Below are 26,092 nucleotides of genomic sequence, written 5' to 3'. Positions count from 1 at the left end.
GTCATTTTTGATCGTGGACCCCGTTTCGAGGGCCATTATCAATAGTGGCCCCACCCCAAAACGTATCGCCCGGTCGCCGTTAGAAGAGATAGTAGTACGGGCGCATCATGCACGACGAGAACGACACCGAGATGAGCGCCAGCAGCAGGCCGTTCGCCATGCCGTTGACCACCTGCGACAGGCCGCGTTTCCACCAGATCTTCGAGCGGCTCTTGAGATCCGAGCGAATGATCATGGAGAGCCCCATGAAGAACGGCACGAGGCACAGGATGGCGAACACGCCGAACACGCCCTGGACCGCCGAGAGAATCAGGAAGGGCAGGACGAATCCCACGAGGTAGAAGCCCGTGCGGGGCGTTCCCTCGAGGCGCTCGGCCGCAACGTGCGCGCGACCGACCAAGTCTCCGCCCGCCGCACCGTTCGTGCCCGCGTGCCCCATAGACGAGACGCGGACGGTGTCGCCGTCGTGGGTGCCAGCAGGGAACTCGACGACCGCCTCGGTGACCACCGGCGTCCTTCCCGAGCCGCCGCAGTCGGGACACGGGTCGGCGATCACGCGCCCCGAGCCTCCGCATTCGGGGCAGACCGTCTGAAACGTACCCGCGCCGAACATGAAGGACAGGTCGACGTCGATGGTGCCGGTGCCGTGGCACGAGGGGCACGCATGGGCCTCGCCCGAGGAGACCGAGCCCGACCCGTGGCAGCGGTCGCACGGCTCATACCGGCGATACTTCACCGCGCGGCGCGCGCCCTGCTTGGCCTGCTCCGCGGTGAGGTCGACATCGACCACGACGTCGGCGCCGGTCTCGGGGTTGTACGCCGAACCGCTGCGGCGGCGCTGGCCGTACGCGTTGTCGAACGGAAAGCCGCCGAAGGGAAAGCCCCCGTACCCGCCGCCGGTATAGCTGCCGGAATACCCGCCGCCATAGGGCTGGGACGTCGGCGCGCCGGCAAAGGGGTTGCCCGAGCGCATGGCGTCGTAGCGAGCGCGCTTCTGCTCGTCGGACAGCACCGCGTATGCCTCGGATACCTCTTTGAACTTCTCCTCGGCATCCGGTGCCTTGTTGACGTCCGGGTGCAGCTTGCGCGCCTTCTGCTGAAAGGCCTTCTGAATCTCGCGCGCCGACGCATCCTTCGAGACGCCGAGGATCGCGTAGTAGTCTTTCTCGTTCATCGTTGCCATATGGCGACATAACCTCCTGCGGTTTTTTCAGTTGCTCTATTGTACCGAACCGCACGGTTAATATGCACACCCCACGATACCTGCACGTCCGTACACCAACGAGAGCGGTGAAATTCTAGGGACTGAAATTCTAGGGACAGTCCCTAGAATTTCATGCGGAGGCCAGCTCCCAGAACAGGCCGTAAAGCTCGTTGCCGAGAAGCCAGCCGTCGTGGGTGGGCACCAGGCGCCGCCCGCCCGCCGTGTCGCACCAGCGGGCGAGCCCCCGCGATAGCGCATGGTCGACGGCGCGGTCGACCGCATCCGACCCGATCTCCTCGCGGGCGCGTACGAGCAGCCCGCAGCCCACCCCGCGCGACATCCTCATGCCGAGCATCAGGTCCTCCGCGACGACCTCGCGGGCGCGCATCTGCTCGATATCGAAGGAAGCCGGCACGCGCCTTCCGCCGGGCAGCGCGTCAGTCGTCTGGACGAAGCGGATCCTCGCGGCATCCTCCCCGACCTCGGGCAGCGAAAGGTCGCAGCGCAGCTCACCATACGTCTTACGGTCGAACATGCTCGCCGCAGACCGCCCGAGCCCCAGATAGCTCTTCCCGGTCCAATAGGCGATGTTGTGGGCGCACTCCTTGCCCGGTCGCGCATAGCTCGCCACCTCGTAAGGACGCATGCCGGCAGACCCGAGCCGCCGCCTCGCCTCCTCCATGCACCATGCCTGGAAGTCCTCGTCGGGCTCGGCGAGCGCGCCGCGCTCGACCTTCGCGGCGAGCGGCGTTCCGTCCTCGATCGTGAGCGGGTAGACCGAAACGTGATTCGTCCGGGCGGCGACGGCCGCATCGAGCGTGGCCTCCCAGCTTTCAGCCGTCTGCAAGGGAATGCCGCACATGAGGTCGCACGACACGTCCAGCCCCGCGGCACGCGCCGCGTCGATGGCCTCGCGTGCGCCGCGCGCCGAATGCAGGCGCCCGAGCGCACGGAGCTCGTCGTCGACGAAGCTCTGGACCCCGAGCGACACACGCGTCACGCCTGCGCCCGCGAGCGACTCCGCCAGACCCGCCGAAAACGACTCGGGATTCGCCTCGCACGAGAACTCGACAACGCAGGGCGCGGCCTCGCGCACGGTTTGCGCGAGCTCGACCAGCAGGTCGCCCAAAACGCTCGGCGTGCCGCCGCCAATATAGACCGTCCGGCAGGACGACAGCGCGCCCGTCTCCCCCAGCCGCTCGATGCACTCCCGCATGGAAGCGACGTACGCATCGTAGGCCGAAGCGTCCCGGCATGCCCGGGACTCGAAATCGCAGTACAGGCACTTCGCATGGCAAAACGGCACATGGATATAGAGCGCATCGACCATTCGCATTCCCCTTCCGCACATCCACGGCGCGCACATGGAGCGTCCACCGACCGAGTGTACGCCACAGGAGCGCTATTCGCCCGAATGCGCTCCCATGGCGCTCTTTGGAAGCATGGGCGCCGAGCGCTACGCGTTCGCGAGAGGAGGCAGGGTGCCGCCCGCGGCGAGGATCTCCTCGCAAGCGGCCACGTCCGCCTCGATCTCGTCGACCAGGTCCATGAAGTCCCTGTAGTCTGTGCACTTGACCACGCGTCCGCGCCACGCGGCGGCATGCGGCATACCCTTGAGATACCACGTCGCGAACGTGCGGGCGCGCGCCATGAACGGCAGGTAGCGGTGCACGAGGCCCAGATGCTCCCGCAGGGCCTCGAGACGTTCGTGCGCCGAGCGGACGGGCACCGCGGTCCCGTCCGCGACGAGGGCGCGCGCATCGTCGAAGACCCAGGGGTTGCCGTAGGTGCCGCGCGCCACGAACACGGCCTCGGCCTTCGTGGTCTTGAGCATGCGCACGGCGTCCTCGGCCGAGAACACGTCGCCCGAGCCCACGACCGGGATCTCCACGGCATCGGCGACCTCGTCGATGATGGACCAGTCGGCGGCCCCGGTGTAGAGCTGCTTGGCCGTACGCCCGTGGACCGCCACGGCGGCGGCGCCCGCGTCCTCGAGCATGCGCGCGAGCTCGGGCGCGGTGCGCTCGCCCGTACGGAACGCGATGCGCATCTTGACCGTCACCGGCACCTGGGCGCGCCCGACGGCGGCGCGCACGATATCCGCGGCTAGCTCGGGGGTCTCCATGAGGGCGGAACCCTCGCCCTTGGTGATGACCTTGCGCGCGGGGCACGCCATGTTGATATCGATCAGCGAGAGCTTGTCCCCCACGCGCTCCTGCACCGCATCGACGGCGCCCGCGAACTGCTCGGGCTTGGAGCCGAACAGCTGCACGCAGATCTGGGGCTCCTCGTCCTCGGGCAGCACGAGGCGCCAGGTCTTGTTGCTCGCGTATGCCAGCCCGGCGACGCTCACCATCTCGGAGTACGCCATGGCCGCCCCGCAGCGACGGCACATGATACGGTAGGCCGCGTCGGTCACGCCCGCCATGGGTGCCAGCAGAAACGGCTGCTCGGCATAGGCCGCGCGCAGGTCGTCGGAAAACCCCATGAATCCCCTTTGCACGCAATGAAATTCTAGGGACTGTCCCTAGAATTTCACGCGGTTACTCGTCCACCTTCAGAATCGCAAGGAACGCCTCTTGCGGCACATCGACCGAGCCGATGGCCTTCATGCGCTTCTTGCCCTCTTTCTGCTTCTCGAGCAGCTTGCGCTTGCGCGAGATGTCGCCGCCGTAGCACTTGGCGAGCACGTCCTTGCGCACCGCCTTGACCGTCGAGCGCGCGATGATCTTGTTGCCGATCGCACCCTGGATGGGCACCTCGAACTGCTGCCTGGGGATGATCTCTTTGAGCTTGTCGCACAGCCCGCGCGCAAGCGGGTAGGCCTTGTCCTTGTGGACGATGAAGGACAGCGCGTCGACCTCGTCGCCCGAAAGCAGGATGTCGAGCTTGACGAGCTCGCTCGTGCGATAGCCGGAGAACTCGTAGTCGAGGCTCGCATATCCCTTGGTGCGGCTCTTGAGCTGGTCGAAGAAGTCCAAGATGAGCTCGGCGAGCGGCATGTCGAAATGCATCTCCACCGACTTGGCGGACAGGTGGATCATATCGGTCATGACCGCGCGGTGCTCGATGGCGAGCTGCATGACCGCGCCGGTGTACTCGGGCGGCACGATGACCTTCGCGGCGAGGTAGGGCTCCTCGATATGGTCGATGCGCGTCACGTCGGGAAGATCCTGCGGGCTGCGCACGTCGACCATGGTGCCGTCGGTCTTGTAGACGTGGTAGTCAACGCTAGGGCTCGTCGCGATGAGGTCGAGGTCGAACTCGCGCTCCAGACGCTCCTTGACGACCTCCATGTGAAGCAGGCCGAGGAAACCCACGCGGAAGCCGAAGCCGAGCGCCACGGAGGTCTCGGGGCTCCAGGTGAGCGACGGGTCGTTCACGCGCAGCTTCTCGAGGGCGTCACGCAGGTTCTCGTAATCCTTGTTGTCGATCGGGAACAGACCGGTATAGACCATGGGCTTGGCCTCGCGATAGCCCGGCAGCGGCTCGGGGCACGAACGGTCGCGATACGTCAGCGTGTCGCCCACGTGCACCGCCCCCGGATCCTTGAGGCCCGTCACCACGAAGCCGACCTCGCCGACGGCGATCTCGTCGACGAGGATCTCGGCGGGGCGCTTGATGCCCACGCCGTCGACCAAAAAGCTCTCGCCGGTCTGCATCATGGTGAGCGTGTCGCCTTTGCGGATCGAGCCGTCGAAGACGCGCACCGTCGCCACCACGCCGCGGTACTCATCGAAATAGGAATCGAGGATGAGCGCCTTCAGCGGCGCCTTCGCGTCGCCCGCCGGCGGCGAGACGAGAAACACAATGGCCTCGAGCAGGTCGTGGATGCCCTCGCCCGTCTTTCCCGAGACGCAGACCGCGTCGTCGGCGGGGATGGCGAGCTCGTCCTCGATCTCGGTCTTGACCTCGTCGGGATGGGCGCTCGGAAGGTCGATCTTGTTGATGGCCGGAACGATGTCCAGGTTGGCGTTCATGGCCAAATTGGCGTTGGAGACCGTCTGGGCCTCGACGCCCTGGGTGGCATCGACCACGAGGACCGCGCCCTCGCACGCGGCGAGCGAGCGCGAGACCTCGTAGGTGAAGTCGACGTGGCCCGGCGTGTCGATGAGGTTGAACTGGTAGACCTCGCCATCGTCGGCCGTGTACATGACGCGCACGGCGTTGCTCTTGATGGTGATGCCGCGCTCGCGCTCGATGTCCATCGAGTCGAGCAGCTGCGACTCCATGTCGCGCTCGTCCACGGTGTGCGTGAGCTCGAGGATGCGGTCCGAGATCGTCGACTTGCCGTGGTCGATGTGCGCGATGATGGAGAAGTTTCTGATATGTGAGGTGTTAGTCGTATCCATGGGGCCTATCATACCCGAACGCCGAGGGCTCACGCGAGTGTCCACTCGTGCACATCTCGTGAGCATCACGCCTAATCCACACCGAATACGCTTTTCTTCCCTGCATACGCGTGCTATACTCACCGAGTTGTGACCTCACCGTGTCTCAGAGGCCGTGAACATAAGGCTTATCGAAGCATTTGAAAGGATTTCTGCAAGTGGCAAACATCAAGTCTCAGAAGAAGCGTATCCGCACCGCCGAGGTTGCCCGCATCCGCAACAAGGCGATCAAGTCCGAGCTCAAGACGCTGATCAAGCACGTTCACGCTGCCGTTGAGGCTGGCGACAAGGCTGCTGCCTCTGCTGCCGCGACCCGCGCCAACCGCGCGCTCGACAAGGCTGTCGCCAAGGGCGTCATCCACAAGAACCAGGCCGCCAACCGCAAGTCCGGCGTGCAGCACCTGGTCAACTCCATGGAGTAACTTCTCAACGGTACAACGTTGATCGCAAGGGTCCCGCTTTCGCCAGCGGGACCCTTTTTCATGGCGCGAGGGCGGCGAGGCCTCGCACGAATGCGCCGCCGCGCCTTCCGAGAAGGGCGAGCATGAGCGCGAAGGCGGTCAGCCGGCACTTCTCTCGTTGCGCGGCGAGCAGATCTGAATCACCCACATGCGCAGGGCGAGGGCAGAATCGCGCGAGCCCTTGAGGGCGGCCTCGACATCGACGGCCGCGGAGAGCGCATCGACGAGCTCGGCCATCTTGTAGCGGCGCGCCCATGTGAGATGGTTCTTCACCTGCCAGCTCTGAACGCCGAGGGTGGCCGCGAGCTCCCGCCCCGCCCCGCGCGCATCGAGGGCTTTGGCCACGATGAGCTCCCGCAAGCGGGTGACGAGCAGCGAGAACAGCCGGACCTCGCTGCGATCCGGCTGGAGCGCCAACAGCTCGAGCGCGCGCGGCAGGTCGCGGGCGGAGACGGCGTTCAGGAAGTCCCACGGCTTGACCTCGGCCGTGCGCATCACGAGCCGCTCGACATCGTCGACGGTGATCTCGGGGCCCTCGATCATCTGCGAAAGGCGCTTGAGCTCGTTGTCGAGCATGCGCGAGGCCTCGCCCGCGCGGCTGACCAGCGCCTCGGCGGCGGCCAGGCTCATGACCTTGCCGTGTGCGCGCGCCATGGACACGACCTGCTTGGGCATCTCCCAGGCCTTCTTGGGCGTGCAGTCGACGATCGCCTTCTTGTCGATCTTCGCGACCGCCTTGTACAGCCTTGTGTTCTTGGCCAGCGTGTTCGCCACGATCAGGCAGACGGTGGTGGGAGACGGGTTGGCGAGGTACTCGACAAGCGGCTCGCTCACGGTCTTCGGCAGGCGATCGCAGCCGTCGAGGATGACGAGGCGGAAATCCGCACCCATGGGGAACGTGTTCAGCGAGGCGACGATATCGTCGATGGCGGGGTCGCGCGTCATGTCGCGCTCGTCGAGGTTGAACTCGGCCATACCGCTCTTCTCGAGACGGGCCTTCATGCGCTCCACGGCATGGGAGCGCTTGTACTCATCTGCGCCGACGATAAGGTAGACGGGCAGCAGCGACGCCTCGGGCATAGGGCGGCTCCTTTCGATCGCGCGGAAACGCTGATCGATTGATCTCGCGGCGGATGCCGCATGAATCGACGCGCGTTTCTTTAAAGGCCCATTCTACCCCGATGTGCCCTGCGCCCTCACGCGGAACCCGCCGTCATGGGGCTCCACGATCAGATCCCCCGCATCCTTCGTGCACGCGAAGGCCGCGCCGTGCCGCTCGACCGCCTGCACGCAGGCGGGATCGGGATGGCCGTAGGCATTGTCCTTGCCCGCGCTGGCCACGGCGACGCTCGGGTCGAGCAGGGCGAGCACCTCCCCGTCGACCGACGCGGCGGACCCGTGATGCCCGAGCTTCAAGATGTCGACCGTGCCCACCGCGTCGGCGTACGCCAGCTCCTGGTCGACCTCCGTGTCCCCGGTGAGCAGCATGCTGTATGATCCCGCCGGCCCCGCATACGAGACGTCGAGCACCACCGAGTCGGCGTTCTCCTCCCCCGCCACCTCCTCGCGCGGCCATACGACATCGCAGGTGTAGCCGCCGACAGAGATGCGATCGCCCACCGAGAGCTCGGTGCATGCGCACGGCAGCAGATCGAGAAGCTCGGACGGGACGCGTGCCGCGCCGCCCCGTGCCACGAGGATCCGATCAACCTCGACGGTCGCGAGCACGTCGGGCAGCCCTCCCCAGTGATCTTGGTCCCAATGGGTGATGAGCACGGCGTCGAGCTGCAGCACATGGTTGCGCGCGAGCGCCTCGGCGGCCGCCTCGTCCACGCCCGCATCGACCAGCAGCGTCTGAGATCCGTCGCGCACGAGGATCGAGTCCGCCTGCCCGACATCGAGCACGGTGATCGCCGGCGGGGCGAACACCTGCCAGTACGCAAACCAGCAGCCGCACGAGCCGGCCGCCAGCGAAACGCCGAAGAGAAGCTGCCAGCGCTTCGGGTCGGGCCAGCGCACGTAGACCGCCGCGGCCACGACATAGGGAATCGCCATCATGGGGCCCTCCGCCGACACGCGGACGGATGCGAACGGAACGGACGCCAGCAGCTCGGCGGCGAAGATGGAGATGTTCGCCAGCGCCTCGGGTATCGCCATGAGCGCGCACAGCGGGGGAAACGCGATACAGGGCCAGACGAGCGCGAGCCCGCATACGAGCAGGGCGCTCATCAGGGGCCCGACGATGAGATTCGCCGCAGGCGCCACGAGGGAAAGCTCGCCGAACACGGGCAGCGTCAGAGGAAGCGTCGCCCATTGGGCCACAAGCGTGAGCGACAGCGGGTCCGCGAGCACCCTCGGCAGCCCCGCGCGCCGAAGCAGATGGGCGACATAGGTCCCGAACAGCGAGATGAACAGCACGCTCATCGCGGAGAGCTGAAAGCCGAGGTCGAACACCACGCCCGGCCACATGAACACGAACCCGCAGACGGCGAGCGCGAGCGCCGATATGCCGTGGCCGCGACGCCCCGCGCCCTGCGCCGTCATAGCCAAGCACACCATGATGGCCGAGCGAACGGCGGAAGGCGCGCACCCGGTGAACAGGACGTAGGCGACCGAAAGCGCGCCGACCACGGCGAAGCGCGCCGTGCGCGAGCACCCGATGCGGTCGAGCAGTTTCGAGACGAACGCCGAGATGAGCGCGAGATGGCTTCCCGAGACAGCAACGAGATGGGACAGACCGGTCGCCGAGAACACATCCGACGCATCGGTCTGGTTGAGATCCGTGACGCTCCCGCACACGGTTCCCGCCACGAGCGCTCGGGCGGCGCTGCGCGCGGGATCGATGGCGTCGACGGCCGCCTGGCGCAGGGCGCGAACGGGGTCGAAGCCTCCTGAGACCGCGTTGGTCACGCGCACGGCGCGCACCGTGGCGATCTCGCCCCTCATGAAACGGGACCGCCCCCATTCGGAGTCGTCGAGCGGCTCTATGCGCCCCACCAGCGACAGCACATCTCCCGCAGCGAACGCCTCCTGCGCCGTGACGCGTACGCGGCATGCGCGACGACCCTCGTCATCGTACGCCTCGGCGGTAAACGAGACGCCGAACGCACCGTGGCTGGCATCGGAGCAGACCTCATACCGGTACCGGCTGGCCGAGCCCGCAAACGATGCGCCGTCCCGTTGAAGCCCTTGGATCCAGATGGCGCTCGAGAGGCTCGAGGCGATGCACAGGCTCCCCGCCCAGAACAGCGCGGCGCGCGCAAAGTCGGCGCGCCGCGCGAAGGGGGTGGCCGACAGCACGACGAGGGCCGCGCCCACGGCCACGGCGCCCGCCACGACCGTGATGGGAAGCCATACGTCCGCCCCGGTGCACCGGATCGCCCACGCGCGGTCAAGCAGCAGGGCGCAGACCGCACATGCCGAGGCCGCGCCCGCGCACAGGGGCGGGACATAGGGGCGTGGCGGCAATCCGGCGTCTGCGGGCGCGGCCCCTACACGCAAATCAGGCCCTTCAGCTTCTCGAACTTCTTCTCGCCGATTCCCGAGACGCGCATGATGTCCTCGATGCTGGCGAACGCCCCGTTCTGCGTGCGATCGTCGACGATGGCCTGCGCCGTGGAGGGGCCGACGCCCGGAAGCGTGTCGAGGTCGTCGACAGACGCCGTGTTGATGTTGACGGGGCCCGCATCAGACGATGAGGCGCCCGGGCTCGCAGGCGTCGCCGCGCCCGCGGTCGTCTCGACCTCCTCGCCGACATGGGAGACGTAGACCTTCTGGCCGTCGGTCAGAAGGGCGGCGCGGTTTATCGCCGCGACATCGGCCTCGTTCGTAAGGCCGCCGGCGGCCTGGATGGCGTCGTTCACGCGCGCGTCCGCATCAAGCTCGTAGACGCCGGGATTCGAGACGGCGCCGTCCACGTCGACAACAAGCGATGAAGGCGTCGCCGCAACGTCTTGATCATCGACGGCATCCGCGCCGTCCGCCCCCGACCCGTCTGCATCCGGCCCATCTCCCTGCGCCCCATCCGTCTCGGGCAGCGGCGCCGCTCCCTGTTCGATGAGCACGCCGTCGCCGGTCGCCTGCCAGATGCCGATTGCGCACACCGCCGCGATCGTCACCGCCGCCACGAGAAGCGCCGCCAGCAGCGCGGGATTCTGACGAACGCGCCGCTTCGCCACCTCCACCGGATGCTGCGCCTTCGATTCCAACTGAGCCATACGAGCCACCTCCTGCACCCCATGCAACCATGGGGCACGACGGCAGGCGTCAAGGATCTCAAATCCCAGCGTACGACCTTACCGGACGCTTGCCGCGAATCCGACAGATGCGTTGGATTCCGGTAAGGCGCGCGGTCGTCCGAGTGCGCCATGCGTCACATAGCGGGCGCAGGCAGGATGCACGGACCGGCTCCGTATCCGTGCTGAAAACGAAAACGCCCGGCACGCTGTGCCGGGCGTAGGATGAATCGGCGGGTGTTTCCCCGTTACGGCTGACGCGGAAAATCGATGTGCTCGACATCGCGCACGAGCTGGTCGATCATCGCATCGTGGTCGAACATGTCCCATGCCTCGTGCACCTTGTCCATCTTGGCGTGCGTCTCGGGACGGCGGGGCATGAACAGCGTGCAGCAGTCGGGAGCATCCTGCGTCGAGATGTCGTAGGTCCCGATCTGCTTGGCGCGCGCGATGATCTCCTGCTTATCCGAACCGATCAGCGGGCGGAACACCGGAAGGCTCGCGACCTCGTTGACCGCCATGATGTTCTCAAGCGTCTGCGAGGCGACCTGACCGAGCGACTCGCCCGTCACGATGGCCTTGGCGTTCTCGAGCCTGGCGATCCGCTCGGCCACGGAGTACATCACGCGGCGATACATGATTACACGCAGGTCGCTCGGGCAGGCAAGCGAGATCTCGCGCTGGCAATCGCCGAACGGGACGACGTAGAGGCGCGGGATCTTCACGGCGGGAGCCAGCGCCTCGATCACATCCTGCACAAGATACTCGCTCGTGTCGGCCGTCTGGGGACGGCCCGAGAAGTGCACCGGGACGGGTGTGGCGCCGCGGCGCGCGAGCATCCACGTGGCCACCGGGGAATCGATGCCGCTCGAGAGCAGGGTCACGACCTTGCCCGCGCTCCCCTGCGGCAGACCTCCCACGCCAGGGATGCTCTTGGCATACACGTAGACGCTGCCCTGGACCACAAGCACGTGAACCTGGATGTCGGGGTCGTGCATGAGGACCTTCTTGTCGGGGAAGGCCTCGCACAGCACCTCGCCGACCTGTCGGTTGAGGTCGATCGAGGTGAGCTCGTAGTCGGTGTTCGAACGGCGCGCGGCGACCTTGAAGGAGGAGAACTCCCCCGCCTCGCGCAGGGCGCGCACCGCCGCCTGGCAGTATTCATGCGCCTCGCGGTTGGTGTGGAACGCCAGCGAGACCCGGGCGACGCCCGGAACGCGCGCGATGAGCTCGAACGCGCGCTCGGCCTCCCCCGCGACAGAGAACGTCACGAGGATATGGCCGGAGATGCGCGCGATCGTCGCCACGGAAAAGGCGGCCAAGGCCGCCTTCAGGTTATCCATGAGAATATGCTCGAAACGCGCGCGGTTTTTACCCTTGAGCCCGATCTCGTGATAATGGACCAGGCAAACGCGGCTCGCCATACGCGCTACGCTTCCGGGTTGGCGTGCTGCAGGGCCGACACGTAGCGCTCGTGGTCGTAGGAGATGTCTCCGTCGAGGATCTCATCCATGGCCATGGAGATGGTGTCGGCGCCGGACAGCGCGATGGTGATATCGTCGACATCCTGGACGGCCAGAACGCGGCTGTGCTGGCCGCGCAACATGCTGTTGATGTCGCAGGCGCGCTTGGAGGCGAGCGATGCCAGAAGGAAGCGGTTGTTATCCGTCTTCTCCAGCAGGTCGTCGATACGGGGCTTGATTACGGACATGACGTCTCAGTTCCTTTCATGCTTCTCGATAACACCCAACAGCTCGCCCGTCGCGCGCTCGAGGTCGTCGTTGACCACCACGTCGTCGTAGCGGTCGGCGAGCGCCATCTCGCGCTCGGCGTTGGCCATCCTCAAGGTGAGCGACTCGTCGGTCTCGGTTCCGCGGTCGCTCAGGCGCTGCTTCAGTATAGCGAGCGAAGGGGGCATGATGAACACGAGGACGGCGTCGGGGAAGCGCTCCTTGACCTGGAAGGCGCCCTGCACATCGATCTCGAGCACCAGGGAGCTGCCGCTGTCCAGCTTGGACGTGACCTCGCTCACGAGCGTGCCGTAGCAATGGCCGTGCACATGCGCCCACTCGACGAATTCCCCCGCCTCGACACGGCGGGAAAACTCCTCATCGGTCAGGAAGTAGTAGCTCTTGCCGTCGATCTCGCCCTCGCGTGGCTCCCGTGTGGTAGCGGAAACCGTCAGGCCGAGCCGAGGATACCGGTCGCGGATGCGCGCAACCAGCGTCCCCTTCCCTGCACCTGACGGTCCGGAAATCACAAAGAGCTTAGGGGTGTAGCCGCTCACTTAACGGGAGAGCTGCTCGAGGAGCTGCTCGCGCTGGCGGACACCGAGACCCTGGACACGACGCGTAGCGGAAATGCCCAGCTCGTCCATGATCTTGGCAGCCTTGGCCTTGCCGTAGCCGGGGAGCGACTCGATGAGGGTGGAGACCTTCATGCGAGAGGCGATCGGATCGTCAGAGTTGAGGACGGACTCGAGCGAGATCTCACCCTTCTTGATCTTCTCGCGAAGCTCGGCACGGGCGTGACGGGCGGCAGCAGCCTTCTCCAGAGCGGCCTTGCGCTGCTCATCGGTGAGCTGAGGAAGCGCCATGATACCTCCAATTACGTAGGGTAACTTACCATAAAACATTGAACGCAAGCGCGTGACCTGCGGTCTTTGCACTCATGCGCCGTAATACCTTAGTCGATGTGTTCCCAAACTTCAAGCAAAACCGCAGGAAGAATGGACATTCTCGGCTTCGCTCCACGAAAGATTCGCGATAGGCGCGGCACGACATGGAGAAACTAGGCCTGCTCGACGAGCTCGGCGACGATGGCCTCATAGGCGGCGACGGGATCGTCCGCGCTGGTAATGGGCCTGCCGACGACGATATGGCTCGCACCGCGCGCGATGGCCTGAGCGGGCGTGGCGACGCGGCTCTGGTCACCGAGCGCCGCGCCCGCCGGACGCACGCCGGGCGTCACGACAAGCGCTCCCTCACCCAGAAGTTCACGCATGCGGGAGGCCTCCTGCGGCGAGCACACCACGCCGTCGATGCCGTTTTGCGTGGCCAAGCCGGCCAGGCGGTCGGCCTCTTCGGCAACCGGCGACTCGACGCCGATGGAGGACAGCGCGGCCTGGTCCATGCTCGTGAGCACGGTCACCGCGATGACCTTCGCGCGCTCGCCGCCCTCGGCGGCCGCCTCCACGCCCTCGCGCGCGGCGGCCATCATGGCGCCGGCTCCCAGGCCGTGGATGGTCAGCAGGTCCGCGCCGGTGCGCACAGCCGCCTCGGCGGCGCCGCGCACCTGATGCGGGATGTCGTGAAGCTTGAGGTCGAGGAAGACCTTGAAGCCGCGCTCGCGCATCTCGGCCACGATCGCGGGGCCCTCGGCGTAGAACAGCGTCATGCCGACCTTGAGCCACCGGGCATGGCCCGACAGGCGGTCGGCGAGGTCGAGCGCCTCCTCGCGCCCGCAGTCGATGGCGACGATCACGCGGTCGCGGGCATCGGAATCTAGCATATGACGGCCCCCCGGAGCTCGTTGATGTCGGACACGCCCTGCGATGCGGCCCAGTCCTCGAGCTCATGCAGGATGCGCACCGAGGCGGTCGGGTCGACGAAGCTGGCCATGCCGACCGACACGCAGGTCGCGCCGGCAAGGATGAACTCCGCCGCGTCCTCGCCGGTCATGACGCCGCCCACGCCGTTGATGGGGATGTCCACCGCGTTGGCGACCTCCCATACCATGCGCACGGCGATGTGGTGGCACAGCGGGCCGGACATGCCGCCCGTGGGCTTAGACAGGCGGCTCTTGCGCGTGTGCACGTCGATGGCCATACCGGAGATGGAGTTGATGACCGACAGGCCGTCGGCGCCCTCCGCCTCGAGCGCACGGGCGATCTCCGCCACGCGGACCGGGGCCATCTTGACGACAAGCGGCTTGTCCGTGACCTTGCGGCACGCGCGCATGACCTCGGCGGCGCCCTCGGGCGTCGATCCGCAGGCGGCGCCGCCCGCCGAGATGTTGGGGCAGCTCACGTTGATCTCGAAGCCGGCGGCCCAGGGGCACAGCTCGCAGAACAGCTCGAGCGCGCGCACGTACTCCTCGGTGGAGTGGCCCGCCAACTGGCAGATGACCTGCGTGCCCTTGGCCGTGAGGTCGGCCAGGTACTCGCCGGACTCCTCGGCGAACCCGCGGACGCCGGGGTTCTGCAGGCCGACGGAGTTCATCATGCCGCCGGGGATCTCGCACATGCGGGGCGCCGGGTTGCCGGGCCACGGCTCGGCCGCGCAGCCCTTGGTCGTGATGGCGCCCAGGTCGCTCACGTTGATGAACGGCTCGAACTGCCAACCCTGGCCGAACGTGCCGGCCGCGGTGTTGATGGGGTTCTTCATCTTGATGCCGCCGAAATCGACGGCCATATTCACCTGGCTCACCAGACCACCACCTTGGATGCATCGAACACGGGGCCGCACATGCAGGCGCCCTTCATACCCTCCGTCGTCTCGACGTTGCAGGTGCTGCAGGCGCCGAAGCCGCAGCTCATCATGCGCTCGAGCGACGCCTCGCAGTACGCGCCCGCCTTGGCGGCGGACTCGGCGACCTTGGACATCATGACGCTCGGGCCGCAGGTGGCGACGTAGTCGTAGCGCTTCTCGTCGAGCAGCTTGGCGGCGGGGTCGGTCACGAAGCCGTGGTAGCCGTCCGTGCCGTCATCGGTCGCGATCTCGATGACGTGCGCGCCGAGCGCGTCGAGCTCCGAGCTGCCCACGCCGGCGGTCGCCGTCTTGGCGCCCAGGCACACGTCGAACTCGATGCCCTGGGCATGCAGCTGCTCGGCCAACGGAACCAGCGGGGGGACGCCGATGCCGCCGCCGACGAGCAGCGCGCGCGAGCAGCCCTCGGGCACGCTCCACCCGTGGCCGCCGGGGCCGAGCACCGTCGAGGTGTCGCCGGGCCGCATCTGCGACAGGCGCTCGGTGCCCTCGCCCACCACCGCGTACCAGATCTCGACCGTGCCGGCGTCCGCGTCCGCACGGGCGTAGGACAGCGGGATGCGCAGCAGGCTCATGGCGTTGCCGGGAACCTCGAAATTCATGAACTGTCCGGGTTTGATGGCGGCTGCGAGCGCCGGGGCCTCGATGACGAGCGCATAGGTGTCGTCGGCGATCTTGTCGTTCGAGACGACCCTGAACTCATGCAGCCGAGCCGAAGAAGGCTGGGGCATACGCGTCTCCTCTCTTGATAAGCGAAACTCAACGGGCCGAGGCACCCCTCTTGCGAGATGGCGCACCCGGCCCGCAGCTAACGGTTGGTACCTATGGTAGCAAATGCGCGCGGCTAGCAGACGACGCCATCGCGCAGGGTCGCCTTGCCGCCCACGAACACGTCGGTGGCGCGACCGCAGACCTCGGTGCCCGTGAAGCCGCAGTTATGGGCGCGGGACTCAAAGCCGTCCTCGCCGATCGTCCAGCGGATCTCGGGATCGAACACGGTGATGTCGGCAAGCGAGCCGGCCTCGATCTTTACCTCGTCGACGCCGAGAATGCGGCGCGGGGCGATGGACATGAGCTCCACCATGCGCTGGTAGGTGATCTTGCCGGTCTTGACCAGGTTGGTCAGCACGAGCGCCAGCGAGCCCTCGATGCCGATCATGCCGAACGGAGCCAGCTCGAACTCGCGAGACTTCTCCCAGTCGGCATGGGGCGCATGGTCGGTCACGATCGCGTCGACCGTGCCGTCGGCGACGCCCTCGCGCAGGGCCTCGGCGTCCGCGGCGGTGCGCAGCGGCGGGTTGACCTTGAGGGAGGTGTTGTAGGTCTCGTCGATGGCGTCCTCGGTGAGGAACAGGTGGTGCGGGGTCGCCTCGCAGGTGACCGGAAGGCCCTCGGCCTTGGCGGCGCGGACCATCTCGAGGCCGCGCGCGGTCGAGATGTGCTGGATGTGCAGCTTGGCGCCGGTCAGGCGGGCAATCATGATGTCGCGCTGGATCTGGAGCTCCTCGCCCTCAGCGGGCCATCCCAGAAGACCGAGGCGCGTGGACACGGCGCCCTCGTTGATCTGGCCCTCGCCGACGAGGTCCTCGTCCTGGCAGTGACTCATGAAGACCTTGCCGAACATCTTGCCGTAGTCCATGGCGCGGCGCAGCATGCCGGCGCCCTGGATGCCGCGGCCGTCGTCGGTGAACGCGACGCAGCCGTGGGCGACCATGTCGCCCATCTCGGAGATGATCTCGCCCTTGAGGCCCTTGGTGATGGCGCCGGACGGATAGACGCGGCAGTGGCCCTTGGCGGCGGCGACGGACTTCACGTACTCGACGGCCACGCCGTTGTCGGTCACCGGGTCGGTGTTGGGCATGGAGCACACGCCGGTCATGCCGCCCTTGGCAGCGGCGCGGGTCTCGCTCACGATGTCACCCTTGTGCTCGTAGCCCGGGTCGCGCAGGTGGACGTGCATGTCCACGAGGCCCGGCACGAGGTACTTGCCGGAAAGGTCGATGACCTCGGCGCCCTCGACGGCAAGGTTCTCGCCGACGGCGGTGATGCGGTCGCCCTCGATGGCGACATCGGCCACGCCGTCAAGGTTGACGGACGGGTCGACGATGTGGGCGTTCTTAAGAAGCAAGGCCATTATCGGCACCTCCAAGCAGCAAATACAGGGCGGCCATGCGCACGCAGATGCCGGCATAGACCTGGTCCAAGATGACCGAGCGCTCAGGATGGTCGGCCATGTAGGAGTCGAACTCGACGCCGCGGTTGATCGGGCCGGGGTGGCACACGATGGCGTCGGGCTTCATGAGATGCTCGCGCTTGCGCGTGAGACCGTACAGCTCGTGGTACTCGCGCAGGCTCGGGAACGGGGCGCCCTCGAGGCGCTCGCGCTGGATGCGCAGCATGTAGACGACGTCGAGCTCGGGGAGCGCGTCGTCGAGGCTGTAGCTCACGTGGTCGACGCCGAGCACCTCGGGCGCGGGCGGGATGAGCGTGCCGGGGGCGATGATCGTCACCTCGGCGCCCATGATCTTGAGCGCGGGGATGAGCGAGCCGCACACGCGGGAGTGCGAGATGTCGCCCACGATACCGACCTTCAGACCCTCGAAGGTGTGCTTGCGCTCCCAGATGGAGTACAGGTCGAGCAGGGCCTGGGTGGGGTGGCCGTGCTTGCCGTCGCCCGCGTCGATGACCGACACGGGAGAATGCTGCGTGACGATGTAGGGGGCGCCCGCGTGCTTGTCGCGGATGACGACCATGTCGATCTTATAGGAGTTGAGCGTCATGACGGTGTCGATGAGGCTCTCTCCCTTGACGGTGGACGTCGAGGAGCCGCCGAAGTTCAGGCTGTCGGCGGACAGGCGCTTCTCGGCGAGCTCGAAGGAGCTGCGGGTGCGCGTGGAGGGCTCGTTGAACATGTTGACGATGGTCTTGCCCTTGAGCGTCGGCACCTTCTTGATGGCGCGCTCGTTAACCTGGGAGAAGGCCTTCGCCGTCTCCAGAATGGTCATGAGATCGGTATCGGAGTACTCCCGGATGTCGATCAGATGCTTGTGATTGAAAGCCATGCGGCTACTCACCTCCCAGAGGCGCGGAGCCCACGTGTGCCCCGGGCGCGACGTCGAAGATCTCAACGGCCGTGCGGCCGTCGACCTCCTTGAGATACAGGCGGACGTTCTCCTCGTGCGAGGACGGAACGTTCTTGCCCACGAAATCGGGGCAGATGGGAAGCTCGCGATGGCCGCGGTCCACGAGGACGGCGAGCTCGATGCGCGAGGGGCGGCCGAGGTCCATGATGGCGTCCAGCGCGCAGCGGATCGTGCGGCCCGTGTACAGGATGTCGTCGACCAGCACGATGCGCTTCCCGTCGACATCGAACGGGATGTGCGTGGCGTGCACCTCGGGCGAGAAGTGGGTCAGGAAGTCATCGCGATAGAAGCTGATGTCAAGGCTGCCGAGCGGGACGTCCACCCCCTCGATCTCCTTGATGCGGTCTACGAGCTGCTTGGCCAGAAGGTCGCCACGGGTGACGATGCCCACGATGGCGAGGTTCTCGCACCCTTCGTTGCGCTCGAGAATCTCGTGCGCGATGCGCGTCATCGCACGCGAGACGGATGCCTCATCCATGATGACGGCTTTGGGTGTAGGCGTGCTCATCGAACTCCTTCCCTGATGGTCGCGGCGCGCGCCTGCCCGAAGGCCCGGTCGCGCCATAAAAAATAGATGCCCCAGCGCAGTCGGCGAGACATCCACATAGAAAGGCTTATTTCCGCATCGCGGATATGTTGGTTCCATGCGAGCATCTCGTACTGCGCTTAATGGTCAAGGCCTAGTATAGCGGCATGCGCCGTCTGTCCAGCCCTCAAATTCGTCTTCGCCGTGTCCCTACAATCCGTGTGGGTTGGCCTCCGCCGAACACGGCGGGACGGGACCCGCGCAGTGCGGATCCCGTCCTTCGTGGCGAGGCGAGGGTCGCGCAGACGCCGCCGTCATGCGGCCGGTCAGTCGAGCCAGGTCTGCCCCTCGGCAAGCTCCGTGGCGAAGATGCGCCCCTGGTCCTCGTCCTTGCGCGCCTCGTGGTACTTGAACACGGCGCGTCCGTCCTCGAGGAAGCCGAGCATCTCGACCTTGCCCCAGCGGTGCGCCAGGATGAAGCGGAAGCTCTTGGACATGCCGCTCATGCGCTCCTTGGCGCTCTCGACGATTCGAATGCCGTCGGCGATCGGGACCTGCAGGTTGTCCTGCACGTAGAACGGACGGCGGCACTGGTACAGGTAGTACGGGTCGACGCCCGCCGCCACCAGGCCGTTCATCAGCTCGAGGATCGTGTCGGGGTCGTCGTTGACGCCCTTCATCAAGACGGCCTCGTTGCGGATCGTGCAGCCCGCCTCGCGCAGCATGCGCAGGGCGACGACCGCCTTGTCCGTGAGCTCGCGCGGATGGTCGAACTGGGTGACGATGACGATCGCCTTGGCCTTGGCATAGCGGGAAAGCAGGCCGAGCAGCTCACCGTCGTCCTCCGTGATGCGCTCGGGCAGCGTGGCGGGCGTACTCGTGGTGAAGCGGATATAGTCGATATTGGGCAGGAACGAGAACGCCTTGAGGTACTCGCCGATGCGCTGGTTCGAGTTCAGGAACGCGTCGCCGCCCGAGATGGATATGTTGTCGATCTCGGGATGGTCGCCGATGTATTCGGCGAGCTTGGGGATGCGCGTGGTGACTTCATCGGGCGAGAGCGCCACGAAGTCCTTGCGGTAGCAGCGGCGCGCGTAGGTCAGGCAGTCGAAGTTGGTCATGATGAGGACCGACTGATCGTACTTGTGCTGGCCGCCGTCGATGACCGTATCGGTGATGTACTTCACATCGTCGGAGGGCTTGGTGGCCAGCGGGATGCACATGCGCTTGATGGGGTCGTCCGCATCCCATGGGCTTATGAGCCGCAGATAGCCCTCGGGGATCACGATCGGATAATGCTCCTCGACGAGCTGGAAGGCGGCGGCCTCTTCTTCGGTAAGGTTCAGGCGGTCCTTCAGATCCTCCAAGGTCCGCTTGCCGTCCTCAAGTAACTGTTCCCAGCGTTTCATGATGACCTCACTTCTGAACATCCGGACGTATCCCTTTTCCGGTATGTCCATATTGATACCAGCTTTCCGAATATTTGAGTCCCATGTGCCGATGTATGGTCGGATTTGCCTGCTTTTCGGTATGATAGCCGCTGCTATACCCGTGTTTTTCTGCTCGCTGCGACCGACTGCCGCAAAAAACTGAAAGAAAGGTCTTGCGCGCACGGGGGATTTGCCTATACTTAAATCCGTTGCTTGCGAGCGAGCACATATTCCTCGATAGCTCAATGGTAGAGCCCGCGGCTGTTAACCGCGTTGTTGTAGGTTCGAGTCCTACTCGAGGAGCCAGAATCCAACGCCCCGTCAGCTCAGCTGGCGGGGTTTTTCTTTGCCGCACCCTGCACCCCGGGAGTGCAAATTGGGGGACGTACCTTTCGCATGCAAAAATGCAAACGGAAGGTACGTCCCCCAATTTGCATGTTGGCTCGTCTGGCATCGTTTTTCTTTTTTCTTATTCAGGGGTTGCGCACGCGGAAGAATTGAATATACTAATCACTGTTGCTTGCGAGCGAGCACATATTCCTCGATAGCTCAATGGTAGAGCCCGCGGCTGTTAACCGCGTTGTTGTAGGTTCGAGTCCTACTCGAGGAGCCAGAATCCGACGCCCCGTCAGCCCAGCTGGCGGGGTTTTTCTTTGCCGCGCCACCGTGCAAATTGGGGACGTACCTTTTGCATGCATTTGTGCACGCAAAAGGTACGTCCCCAATTTGCAAAAGTGCAAGCGGAAGGTACGTCCCCCTGTTTGCACTAAAAAGCCCCCGGGTTGCGGGGGCTTTTCTGCTAGCTTTCGATGTAGTCCTTGAGCTTGCTCGAACGGCTCGGGTGGCGAAGCTTGGCCAGCGTCTTGGACTCGATCTGGCGAATGCGCTCGCGCGTGACGCCGAACTCGCGCCCGACCTCCTCGAGCGTGCGCGGATGGCCGTCGACGAGACCGAAGCGCAGCTCGATGACCTTGCGCTCGCGATCGGCGAGCGAGTCGAGCACCTGGGTGAGCTGCTCCTGAAGCATGGAGAAGCTCGCGGCATCGGGCGGAACCTCGGCGTTGGAGTCCTCGATGAAGTCGCCCAGCTGGGAATCCTCTTCCTCACCGATAGGCGTCTCGAGCGAGACGGGCTCCTGGGAGATCTTCTGGATCTCGCGCACGCGATCGGCGCTCATGTCCATCTCGGCGCCGATCTCCTCCGGCGTCGGGTCGCGGCCCAGATCCTGCAGCAGCTGGCGCTGCACGCGGACGAGCTTGTTGATGGTCTCGACCATATGGACCGGGATGCGGATCGTGCGGGCCTGGTCCGCGATGGCACGCGTGATCGCCTGACGGATCCACCACGTCGCGTAGGTGGAGAACTTGAAGCCCTTCTCGTAGTCGAACTTCTCTACCGCGCGGATCAGACCGAGGTTGCCCTCCTGGATGAGGTCGAGGAAGAGCATGCCGCGGCCCACGTAGCGCTTGGCGATGGAGACGACCAGGCGCAGGTTCGCCGAGATCAGCGCCTGCTTTGCCTCCAGGCCCACCTGCTCGACGCGGGTCAGGCGGCGCATCTCGGCGCGCGTCAGCTCGATCTCGCCCGCCTCGGCGGCCTCGAGCTTGTTGGTAGCGTCCAGGCCGGCCTCGATCTTCATGGCCAGGTCGACCTCGTCTGCTGCGGTCAGCAGGTCGACCTTGCCGATCTCCTTCAGGTACATGCGGACCGGGTCGCCGGTGAGCATGACGGTGGACGCGTCGATGCCGCGCGCGCGGGAGCGGGAACGCGAGGTGCGGACGCGCGACTTGCGCTTGGTCCGCGCCGAGGCCATCTCGGCGTCGGCGTTCTTGGCTACCTTGATCTCATGGTCCTCAATGCTCTCGTCGCCCAGCTCGTCGTCATCCAACACATCGGAGTCGCCGATATCGAGGGACGTATCGTCATCGTCCCCGCTGGCGGAAATGACTTCGATGCCATGGTCGCGCAGGCTACGGTAGACGGAGTTCAGCTGTGCATCGGACACATCGACATCTTTGAGCGCGATCTGGATATCGTCTTCGGTGACTGAACCGGACCTTGAGCCTTGGTCCAGAAGCTTATCGAGGTACGAATTGAGATCGGCACTCGTGCTTTCGGTCTTCTTTGGCACAGATTCTCCCTTCATGACACAGGACTCTCAACTTTAGCACAACGTTCTATACCCGCCTAGCCGAATATCGTGCATCCGTCAAGTATTTTACGGATATACGGCATACGGCACGCAGACTGAAGGCGGACGGGTTCATCCGATCACGACCCGAGGGTCCGGAACGGATCGGCAACGCCCTCGACGGCGCGCTCGAGCTCGCGCACGCGCGCCGCGTCCTGCGTGGCCTTGATGGTCATGTCGCGCCGCTCCTCCGCGCTCAGGGTGCGGTCTGTTCGCAGGCGGGCCTGAGCGGCGCGCATGCGGCGGCGAATCGTGTAGAGCTCGAGTGTGTCGAGCAGAAACTCGATGTTCGTCTCGGTGGGGTGGGCGCTCGTCGCGTCGATCGTTCCCGCGCTCACCAGCTTTGACGCCTCGGGGCAGACGCTGCGCACCGAGCTCATCACCTCGGGAACCGGCGTCCCCTCGGGGGTCGCGAGCACCGCCCACGCGATCGTCTCGTTGCGCGGGTCGATCCACGAAATCTCGGTGATGCGGTCGGCAAACGCGCGAAAGCTGTCGGGGTAGCTCGCGAGCAGGCAGACGAGTTCGCGCTCGCCCGCAAGCGAACGGCGCTCGAGCTCGGTCAGGGGCGCCGCGGGCTGCGAAGGTGCTGTGGGCGCGAAGGACGCGGGCGCCGCCTGGGCCTCGGCGGGCACGTAGTCGTAGGGCTCCTCCTCCACGGGAGCGCCCTCCCATGCATCCATGGCCTCAGGCGCCGGCGCGACCGGGCGCGCGTCTTCCCCGCGGCGATCCGACACCGCCCGCTGGGCGCGCTCGCGGTTGCGCTCGCGCGTCTTGGCGGTCTGCTCCTCTTGGGCGACCTGACGGAACACCTTGGTCGCCGACTGGCGCACCATGTCCACGTCGGCCCCCAGGCGGTCTGCGATCTGCATGTAGTACGTGTCGATCATGTAGCTGTCGCGCAGCGGGTAGATGAGCCGGCACGCGTCCTCGAGCGCACGTGCCCGCCCGCCGGGCGTCGACACGTCGCTGCGGTCCTCGAGCTTACGGAACACGAAGTCCATGAGCGGCTCGGCGGCATCGAGGAGCGCGCGCAGCTTTTCCCCTCCCCGGTCGCGCAGGAAGTCCGCCGGATCCAGGTCGTCGGGCAAGATGACGCAGCGCAGGTCAACCGAGCCGGTCTCGACGAACTGGATGGCGCGCTCGGCCGCCCTCTGACCGGCCGCGTCGCCGTCGAACAGGTAGACGATGCGCTTGGCAAAGCGGGTCAGCGTCTTGACGTGGTGCTCGGTGAGCGCCGTGCCGAGCGTCGCGACGACGTTTTTGATCCCCGCCTCCCAGCACGCGATTGCATCGGTGTAGCCCTCGACCACGATCGCCTCGTTGGCCGCGACGATATGCTCCTTGGCCCAGTTGAAGCCGTAGAGGTTGCGCTTCTTGTGGAAGACCGGGGTCTCCGCGGTGTTGAGGTATTTCGGCTCGCCCGCACCCATGATGCGGCCGCCGAACGCGATGCAGCGCCCCTGCTCGTCGAAGATGGGGAACATCACGCGCTCGTAGAAGCGGTCCGCGAGATTGCCCCGGTCGCGCTTGATCGCCACGTTGGCGTCGACCATCTCGCGCGGGGTGAAGCCCTTGGACGAGAGGTGGGCGACGAGCGCCCCGCGCCCCGGGGCGAAGCCCAGCCGGTAGCGTTGGCAGATATCGGAGCCCAGGCCGCGCGAGGCGAAGTAGGTGCGGCCGCGCCCGTCCTTGCCGCGCATGAGCATGGTGTGGTAGAACGCGCACGTCTCCTCGCACACGTCGATGATGCGGGTGCGCTTGGTGCCGCGGCGCGCCGTGGGCGCGTCGTCGGCGATCTCGATGCCGGCCCGATCGGCAAGGTAGCGGATGGCATCGGGAAACGTGAGGTTCTCGCGCTTCATGACGTAGCTGAAGACGTCGCCGCCCTCGCCGCACCCGAAGCAGTGCCACACCTGCGTCGCGGGGATGATGTGGAACGACGGGGTCTTCTCGCCATGAAAGGGGCAGCAGCCCCAGAACTCCTGGCCGCGCGGGCGGAGCTCGACGGTCTCCTGGACCAGCTGCACAAGATCGGTCGCCGCGCGCACGCGCTCGCGGTCCTCATCGGAGATCATGCGATACACACCCCGCTTTCACCGTATTCGTCCCGGATATCTTGGATATTACCCATCACGGTGTCAATCAGCTCGCGCTCGGAGCCAAAAACCCGCGAGTCGCGCAGGCGGCGGCAGAAGGCGAGCGAGACGGCCGAGCCGCGCACATCGCCCGAGAAGCCGATCAGGTTCGCCTCCAGCTTCGAGGCGCCGGGGAGCCCAGCGAAGGTCGGAGGGATGCCGACGTTCACCGCGGCGGGCCACACGACGCCGTCGAGCTCGGCCAAGCAGGCGTACACGCCGTCCTTAGGCCACACGAGCCCTGCGGGAACGGCGATGTTTGCCGTCGGGAACCCCATGCCGGTGCCCTGGCCGCGACCCGAGCCGACCGTGCCGCGCATCATGAAGCGGCGCCCCAGCTCGGCGCGCGCGTCCTCGACGAGCCCCTCGGCCAGCAGCGCGCGGATGCGCGTCGCCGTGACCGCGGAGCCGTCGGCGAGCACCAGGCTGTGGCCGGTGACCTCGATGCCGCGCGCGGCGCCCCACGCCCGCATGACCTCCACCGTCGAGGCGCCCCCGCGCCCCAGGCGAAAGTCGCAGCCCACGTGCACGGCGCGTACGTCCATGACGGGCGACAGCACGTCAGAGAAGAAGGCGACGTGGTCGAGCGCCGCGAGCTCGCGCGTGAACGGCACCACGACGACGGCATCGACCCCGCTGGCGCGAAGTGCAAAGAGCCGGTCGTCTCGGAGCATGAGCTTCGGGGCCGGGCCCGGCCCCACGACGCAATCGGGATCGGGGTCGAAGGTGACCGCGCAGGCGCGCATCCCGCGCGCGCGGGCGTCGGCGACGGTGCGGGCGATGAGCTTCTGATGCCCGATATGGAACCCGTCGAACGCCCCGATGGCGATGACGGCGTCGCCGAGCGGCTCCGCGGCGCCGTCATCGAGCCTGACGAGGGCCGCAGACCCGTCCTCGCGCAGGAAGTCGCGGCGCAGCTCGCGCACCTCCGGCATCATGGGCGCACCCCGCAGATGGGCTGCGGAAAGACGTCGGACATCGCGATGCGCCCCGCCTCGACGCGGCCGAGCGCCCGCAGGGCGCCCCCGTTCACGAGCGCGACCGTGTCGCCCTCGCCCACCGCCCTGTCGGCCGTCGCCATCAGGCCGCCGGGCAGCCTCCTGCCGCAGGCGATGTCGTCGAGATGGCGCCCCTCGACCGCGATGGCGGGCACGCCGAGGACCTCCACGGGGTCGAGCATCTTCGCGCGCGCCGTCTCGGGCGACAGGTCGTCGAGCGACACGCACGAGGCGAGCGTGACCGAACCCGACGCCGTGCGGCGCAGCGACGAGACGTGGGCGGCGGCATCGAGCATGCGGCCCAGATCGCGCGCCAGGGCGCGGATGTAGGTCCCCTTGCTGACGGTGTAGGCGACGGTCCACACGGGCGCGCCGTCGACCTCGCTCACCGAGATCAAGGTGGCGGCGCGCACCTCGATGGGCCGCGCCGGGAGCTCGACGGCGTCGCCCGCGCGGGCCCGCTTGTAGGAGCGAACCCCTCCCACCGAGATGGCGGAGAAGGCGGGGGGCACCTGCATCTGCGGACCGACGGTGGAGGCGAGCGCGCGGGCGGCCGCGGCGGCATCGAACAGCTCCGCGGCGGGCTCGACGGTCCGCGTCGGCTCCCCTTCCGCGTCGTCGGTATTGGTCTCGAAGCCGAACGTCACGTCGGCGATATAGCTTTTGGTGTCCTGCGTGATGCGGCCGAGCAGGCGCGTGCCCTGACCGAGCCCCAGCACCATCACGCCCGAGGCGAGCGGGTCGAGGGTGCCGGCATGCCCGATACGGCGCTCAGAAACGGCGCGCCTCGCACGCGCAACGACGTCGTGCGAGGTGCAGCCCTGAGGCTTGTCGACGGCAAGCAGCAGGTTCAAATCGGAAATTGTGCGTTTTGCCATAAACGTCCTG

At 66.4% G+C, this 26,092-nt stretch carries 23 protein-coding genes and 2 tRNA genes; 3 read left to right on the top strand and 22 right to left on the bottom strand.

Annotated elements, in window-relative coordinates:
• Positions 1-79 precede the first annotated feature (79 nt).
• The 4 genes from QVN30_RS09250 to lepA all read right to left on the bottom strand — a co-directional run bounded on the left by QVN30_RS09250 (position 80) and on the right by lepA (position 5,556).
• Positions 80-1,183, bottom strand: coding sequence for a DnaJ domain-containing protein (locus QVN30_RS09250; protein WP_187119125.1), 1,104 nt, complete (start codon positions 1,181-1,183; stop codon positions 80-82).
• 151 nt (positions 1,184-1,334) lie between these two features.
• A complete protein-coding gene (hemW, locus tag QVN30_RS09245; RefSeq protein WP_289836165.1) occupies positions 1,335-2,534 on the bottom strand; it encodes a radical SAM family heme chaperone HemW in 1,200 nt (399 codons plus the stop codon).
• 126 nt (positions 2,535-2,660) lie between these two features.
• The gene (dusB, locus tag QVN30_RS09240) at positions 2,661-3,692 is read right to left on the bottom strand and encodes a tRNA dihydrouridine synthase DusB (protein WP_289836164.1); all 1,032 of its coding nucleotides are present in this window, start codon (positions 3,690-3,692) and stop codon (positions 2,661-2,663) included.
• Positions 3,693-3,747: 55 nt separating this feature from the next.
• Complete coding sequence (lepA, locus tag QVN30_RS09235) at positions 3,748-5,556, bottom strand: translation elongation factor 4 (protein ID WP_289836163.1); 1,809 nt, start codon at positions 5,554-5,556, stop codon at positions 3,748-3,750.
• Positions 5,557-5,753: 197 nt separating this feature from the next.
• Between lepA and rpsT the strand changes: the two genes are divergently transcribed.
• Positions 5,754-6,017 carry a 30S ribosomal protein S20 gene (rpsT, locus tag QVN30_RS09230; RefSeq protein WP_066831951.1) on the top strand — a complete coding sequence of 88 codons (264 nt, stop codon included), beginning with the start codon at positions 5,754-5,756 and terminating at the stop codon, positions 6,015-6,017.
• 138 nt (positions 6,018-6,155) lie between these two features.
• On the opposite strand, the gene holA is transcribed toward rpsT, so the two are convergent.
• The 14 genes from holA to QVN30_RS09160 form a co-directional block, all read right to left on the bottom strand.
• On the bottom strand, positions 6,156-7,136 hold the full coding sequence (gene holA, locus QVN30_RS09225) for a DNA polymerase III subunit delta (RefSeq protein ID WP_289836162.1): 981 nt from the start codon (positions 7,134-7,136) through the stop codon (positions 6,156-6,158).
• Positions 7,137-7,229: 93 nt separating this feature from the next.
• On the bottom strand, positions 7,230-9,557 hold the full coding sequence (locus QVN30_RS09220; RefSeq protein ID WP_289836161.1) for a ComEC/Rec2 family competence protein: 2,328 nt from the start codon (positions 9,555-9,557) through the stop codon (positions 7,230-7,232).
• Positions 9,548-10,273 (bottom strand): ComEA family DNA-binding protein, encoded by a 726-nt coding sequence (locus QVN30_RS09215; protein WP_289836160.1) that lies wholly within the window; start codon positions 10,271-10,273, stop codon positions 9,548-9,550. The genes QVN30_RS09220 and QVN30_RS09215 overlap by 10 nt, the downstream gene beginning before the upstream one ends.
• 266 nt (positions 10,274-10,539) lie before the next feature.
• Positions 10,540-11,715 carry a tRNA uracil 4-sulfurtransferase ThiI gene (gene thiI / locus QVN30_RS09210; protein WP_204569602.1) on the bottom strand — a complete coding sequence of 392 codons (1,176 nt, stop codon included), beginning with the start codon at positions 11,713-11,715 and terminating at the stop codon, positions 10,540-10,542.
• Between the two features lie 5 nt (positions 11,716-11,720).
• Positions 11,721-12,002 (bottom strand): DNA-directed RNA polymerase subunit omega, encoded by a 282-nt coding sequence (locus QVN30_RS09205; protein ID WP_066831941.1) that lies wholly within the window; start codon positions 12,000-12,002, stop codon positions 11,721-11,723.
• Between the two features lie 6 nt (positions 12,003-12,008).
• Complete coding sequence (gene gmk / locus QVN30_RS09200; protein ID WP_204539778.1) at positions 12,009-12,578, bottom strand: guanylate kinase; 570 nt, start codon at positions 12,576-12,578, stop codon at positions 12,009-12,011.
• A complete protein-coding gene (gene mihF, locus QVN30_RS09195) occupies positions 12,579-12,887 on the bottom strand; it encodes an integration host factor, actinobacterial type (RefSeq protein ID WP_066831938.1) in 309 nt (102 codons plus the stop codon). It lies immediately after the preceding gene.
• A gap of 194 nt (positions 12,888-13,081) precedes the next feature.
• Entirely contained in the window at positions 13,082-13,801 is a 720-nt protein-coding gene (pyrF, locus tag QVN30_RS09190; RefSeq protein WP_289836159.1) for an orotidine-5'-phosphate decarboxylase, read from the bottom strand.
• On the bottom strand, positions 13,795-14,703 hold the full coding sequence (locus QVN30_RS09185) for a dihydroorotate dehydrogenase (protein WP_289836203.1): 909 nt from the start codon (positions 14,701-14,703) through the stop codon (positions 13,795-13,797). Before QVN30_RS09185 ends, pyrF begins: the two co-directional genes overlap by 7 nt.
• Positions 14,704-14,714: 11 nt before the next feature.
• Positions 14,715-15,509, bottom strand: coding sequence for a dihydroorotate dehydrogenase electron transfer subunit (locus tag QVN30_RS09180; RefSeq protein WP_289836158.1), 795 nt, complete (start codon positions 15,507-15,509; stop codon positions 14,715-14,717).
• Positions 15,510-15,622: 113 nt separating this feature from the next.
• Positions 15,623-16,912 (bottom strand): dihydroorotase, encoded by a 1,290-nt coding sequence (locus QVN30_RS09175; protein ID WP_204564288.1) that lies wholly within the window; start codon positions 16,910-16,912, stop codon positions 15,623-15,625.
• Positions 16,896-17,840 (bottom strand): aspartate carbamoyltransferase catalytic subunit, encoded by a 945-nt coding sequence (locus QVN30_RS09170; RefSeq protein ID WP_066831932.1) that lies wholly within the window; start codon positions 17,838-17,840, stop codon positions 16,896-16,898. The genes QVN30_RS09175 and QVN30_RS09170 overlap by 17 nt, the downstream gene beginning before the upstream one ends.
• Positions 17,841-17,844: 4 nt before the next feature.
• Positions 17,845-18,429, bottom strand: coding sequence for a bifunctional pyr operon transcriptional regulator/uracil phosphoribosyltransferase PyrR (pyrR, locus tag QVN30_RS09165; protein ID WP_204569592.1), 585 nt, complete (start codon positions 18,427-18,429; stop codon positions 17,845-17,847).
• Positions 18,430-18,773: 344 nt separating this feature from the next.
• Positions 18,774-19,856 (bottom strand): KamA family radical SAM protein, encoded by a 1,083-nt coding sequence (locus QVN30_RS09160; RefSeq protein ID WP_289836157.1) that lies wholly within the window; start codon positions 19,854-19,856, stop codon positions 18,774-18,776.
• Positions 19,857-20,108: 252 nt separating this feature from the next.
• On the opposite strand from QVN30_RS09160, the gene QVN30_RS09155 reads away from it, so the two are divergent.
• Positions 20,109-20,183, top strand: a tRNA-Asn gene (locus QVN30_RS09155).
• 232 nt (positions 20,184-20,415) lie between these two features.
• Positions 20,416-20,490 (top strand) — tRNA-Asn (locus QVN30_RS09150).
• Between the two features lie 186 nt (positions 20,491-20,676).
• On the opposite strand, the gene rpoD is transcribed toward QVN30_RS09150, so the two are convergent.
• The 4 genes from rpoD to truB all read right to left on the bottom strand — a co-directional run bounded on the left by rpoD (position 20,677) and on the right by truB (position 26,082).
• Entirely contained in the window at positions 20,677-22,008 is a 1,332-nt protein-coding gene (rpoD, locus tag QVN30_RS09145) for an RNA polymerase sigma factor RpoD (RefSeq protein ID WP_066832650.1), read from the bottom strand.
• A gap of 140 nt (positions 22,009-22,148) precedes the next feature.
• Positions 22,149-24,146 (bottom strand): DNA primase, encoded by a 1,998-nt coding sequence (gene dnaG, locus QVN30_RS09140; RefSeq protein ID WP_289836156.1) that lies wholly within the window; start codon positions 24,144-24,146, stop codon positions 22,149-22,151.
• A complete protein-coding gene (gene ribF / locus QVN30_RS09135) occupies positions 24,143-25,144 on the bottom strand; it encodes a bifunctional riboflavin kinase/FMN adenylyltransferase (RefSeq protein ID WP_289836155.1) in 1,002 nt (333 codons plus the stop codon). Before ribF ends, dnaG begins: the two co-directional genes overlap by 4 nt.
• Positions 25,141-26,082 (bottom strand): tRNA pseudouridine(55) synthase TruB, encoded by a 942-nt coding sequence (truB, locus tag QVN30_RS09130; protein WP_289836154.1) that lies wholly within the window; start codon positions 26,080-26,082, stop codon positions 25,141-25,143. Before truB ends, ribF begins: the two co-directional genes overlap by 4 nt.
• Positions 26,083-26,092 lie beyond the last annotated feature (10 nt).

The organism is Collinsella ihumii, assembly GCF_030385545.1.
Lineage (GTDB): Bacteria > Actinomycetota > Coriobacteriia > Coriobacteriales > Coriobacteriaceae > Collinsella > Collinsella ihumii.
This window is presented reverse-complemented; position numbering and strand designations above follow the sequence as displayed.

Excerpts from the sequence above, each read along its gene's own strand:
- QVN30_RS09250 (WP_187119125.1), bottom strand. The coding sequence starts at position 1,183 with ATGGCAACGATGAACGAGAAAGACTACTACGCGATCCTCGGCGTCTCG.
- hemW (WP_289836165.1), bottom strand. The coding sequence starts at position 2,534 with ATGGTCGATGCGCTCTATATCCATGTGCCGTTTTGCCATGCGAAGTGC.
- dusB (WP_289836164.1), bottom strand. The coding sequence starts at position 3,692 with ATGGGGTTTTCCGACGACCTGCGCGCGGCCTATGCCGAGCAGCCGTTT.
- lepA (WP_289836163.1), bottom strand. The coding sequence starts at position 5,556 with ATGGATACGACTAACACCTCACATATCAGAAACTTCTCCATCATCGCG.
- holA (WP_289836162.1), bottom strand. The coding sequence starts at position 7,136 with ATGCCCGAGGCGTCGCTGCTGCCCGTCTACCTTATCGTCGGCGCAGAT.
- QVN30_RS09215 (WP_289836160.1), bottom strand. The coding sequence starts at position 10,273 with ATGGCTCAGTTGGAATCGAAGGCGCAGCATCCGGTGGAGGTGGCGAAG.
- thiI (WP_204569602.1), bottom strand. The coding sequence starts at position 11,715 with ATGGCGAGCCGCGTTTGCCTGGTCCATTATCACGAGATCGGGCTCAAG.
- QVN30_RS09205 (WP_066831941.1), bottom strand. The coding sequence starts at position 12,002 with ATGTCCGTAATCAAGCCCCGTATCGACGACCTGCTGGAGAAGACGGAT.
- mihF (WP_066831938.1), bottom strand. The coding sequence starts at position 12,887 with ATGGCGCTTCCTCAGCTCACCGATGAGCAGCGCAAGGCCGCTCTGGAG.
- pyrF (WP_289836159.1), bottom strand. The coding sequence starts at position 13,801 with ATGCTAGATTCCGATGCCCGCGACCGCGTGATCGTCGCCATCGACTGC.
- QVN30_RS09185 (WP_289836203.1), bottom strand. The coding sequence starts at position 14,703 with ATGGCCGTCGATTTCGGCGGCATCAAGATGAAGAACCCCATCAACACC.
- QVN30_RS09180 (WP_289836158.1), bottom strand. The coding sequence starts at position 15,509 with ATGCCCCAGCCTTCTTCGGCTCGGCTGCATGAGTTCAGGGTCGTCTCG.
- QVN30_RS09175 (WP_204564288.1), bottom strand. The coding sequence starts at position 16,912 with ATGGCCTTGCTTCTTAAGAACGCCCACATCGTCGACCCGTCCGTCAAC.
- QVN30_RS09170 (WP_066831932.1), bottom strand. The coding sequence starts at position 17,840 with ATGGCTTTCAATCACAAGCATCTGATCGACATCCGGGAGTACTCCGAT.
- pyrR (WP_204569592.1), bottom strand. The coding sequence starts at position 18,429 with ATGAGCACGCCTACACCCAAAGCCGTCATCATGGATGAGGCATCCGTC.
- QVN30_RS09160 (WP_289836157.1), bottom strand. The coding sequence starts at position 19,856 with ATGAAACGCTGGGAACAGTTACTTGAGGACGGCAAGCGGACCTTGGAG.
- dnaG (WP_289836156.1), bottom strand. The coding sequence starts at position 24,146 with ATGATCTCCGATGAGGACCGCGAGCGCGTGCGCGCGGCGACCGATCTT.
- ribF (WP_289836155.1), bottom strand. The coding sequence starts at position 25,144 with ATGATGCCGGAGGTGCGCGAGCTGCGCCGCGACTTCCTGCGCGAGGAC.
- truB (WP_289836154.1), bottom strand. The coding sequence starts at position 26,082 with ATGGCAAAACGCACAATTTCCGATTTGAACCTGCTGCTTGCCGTCGAC.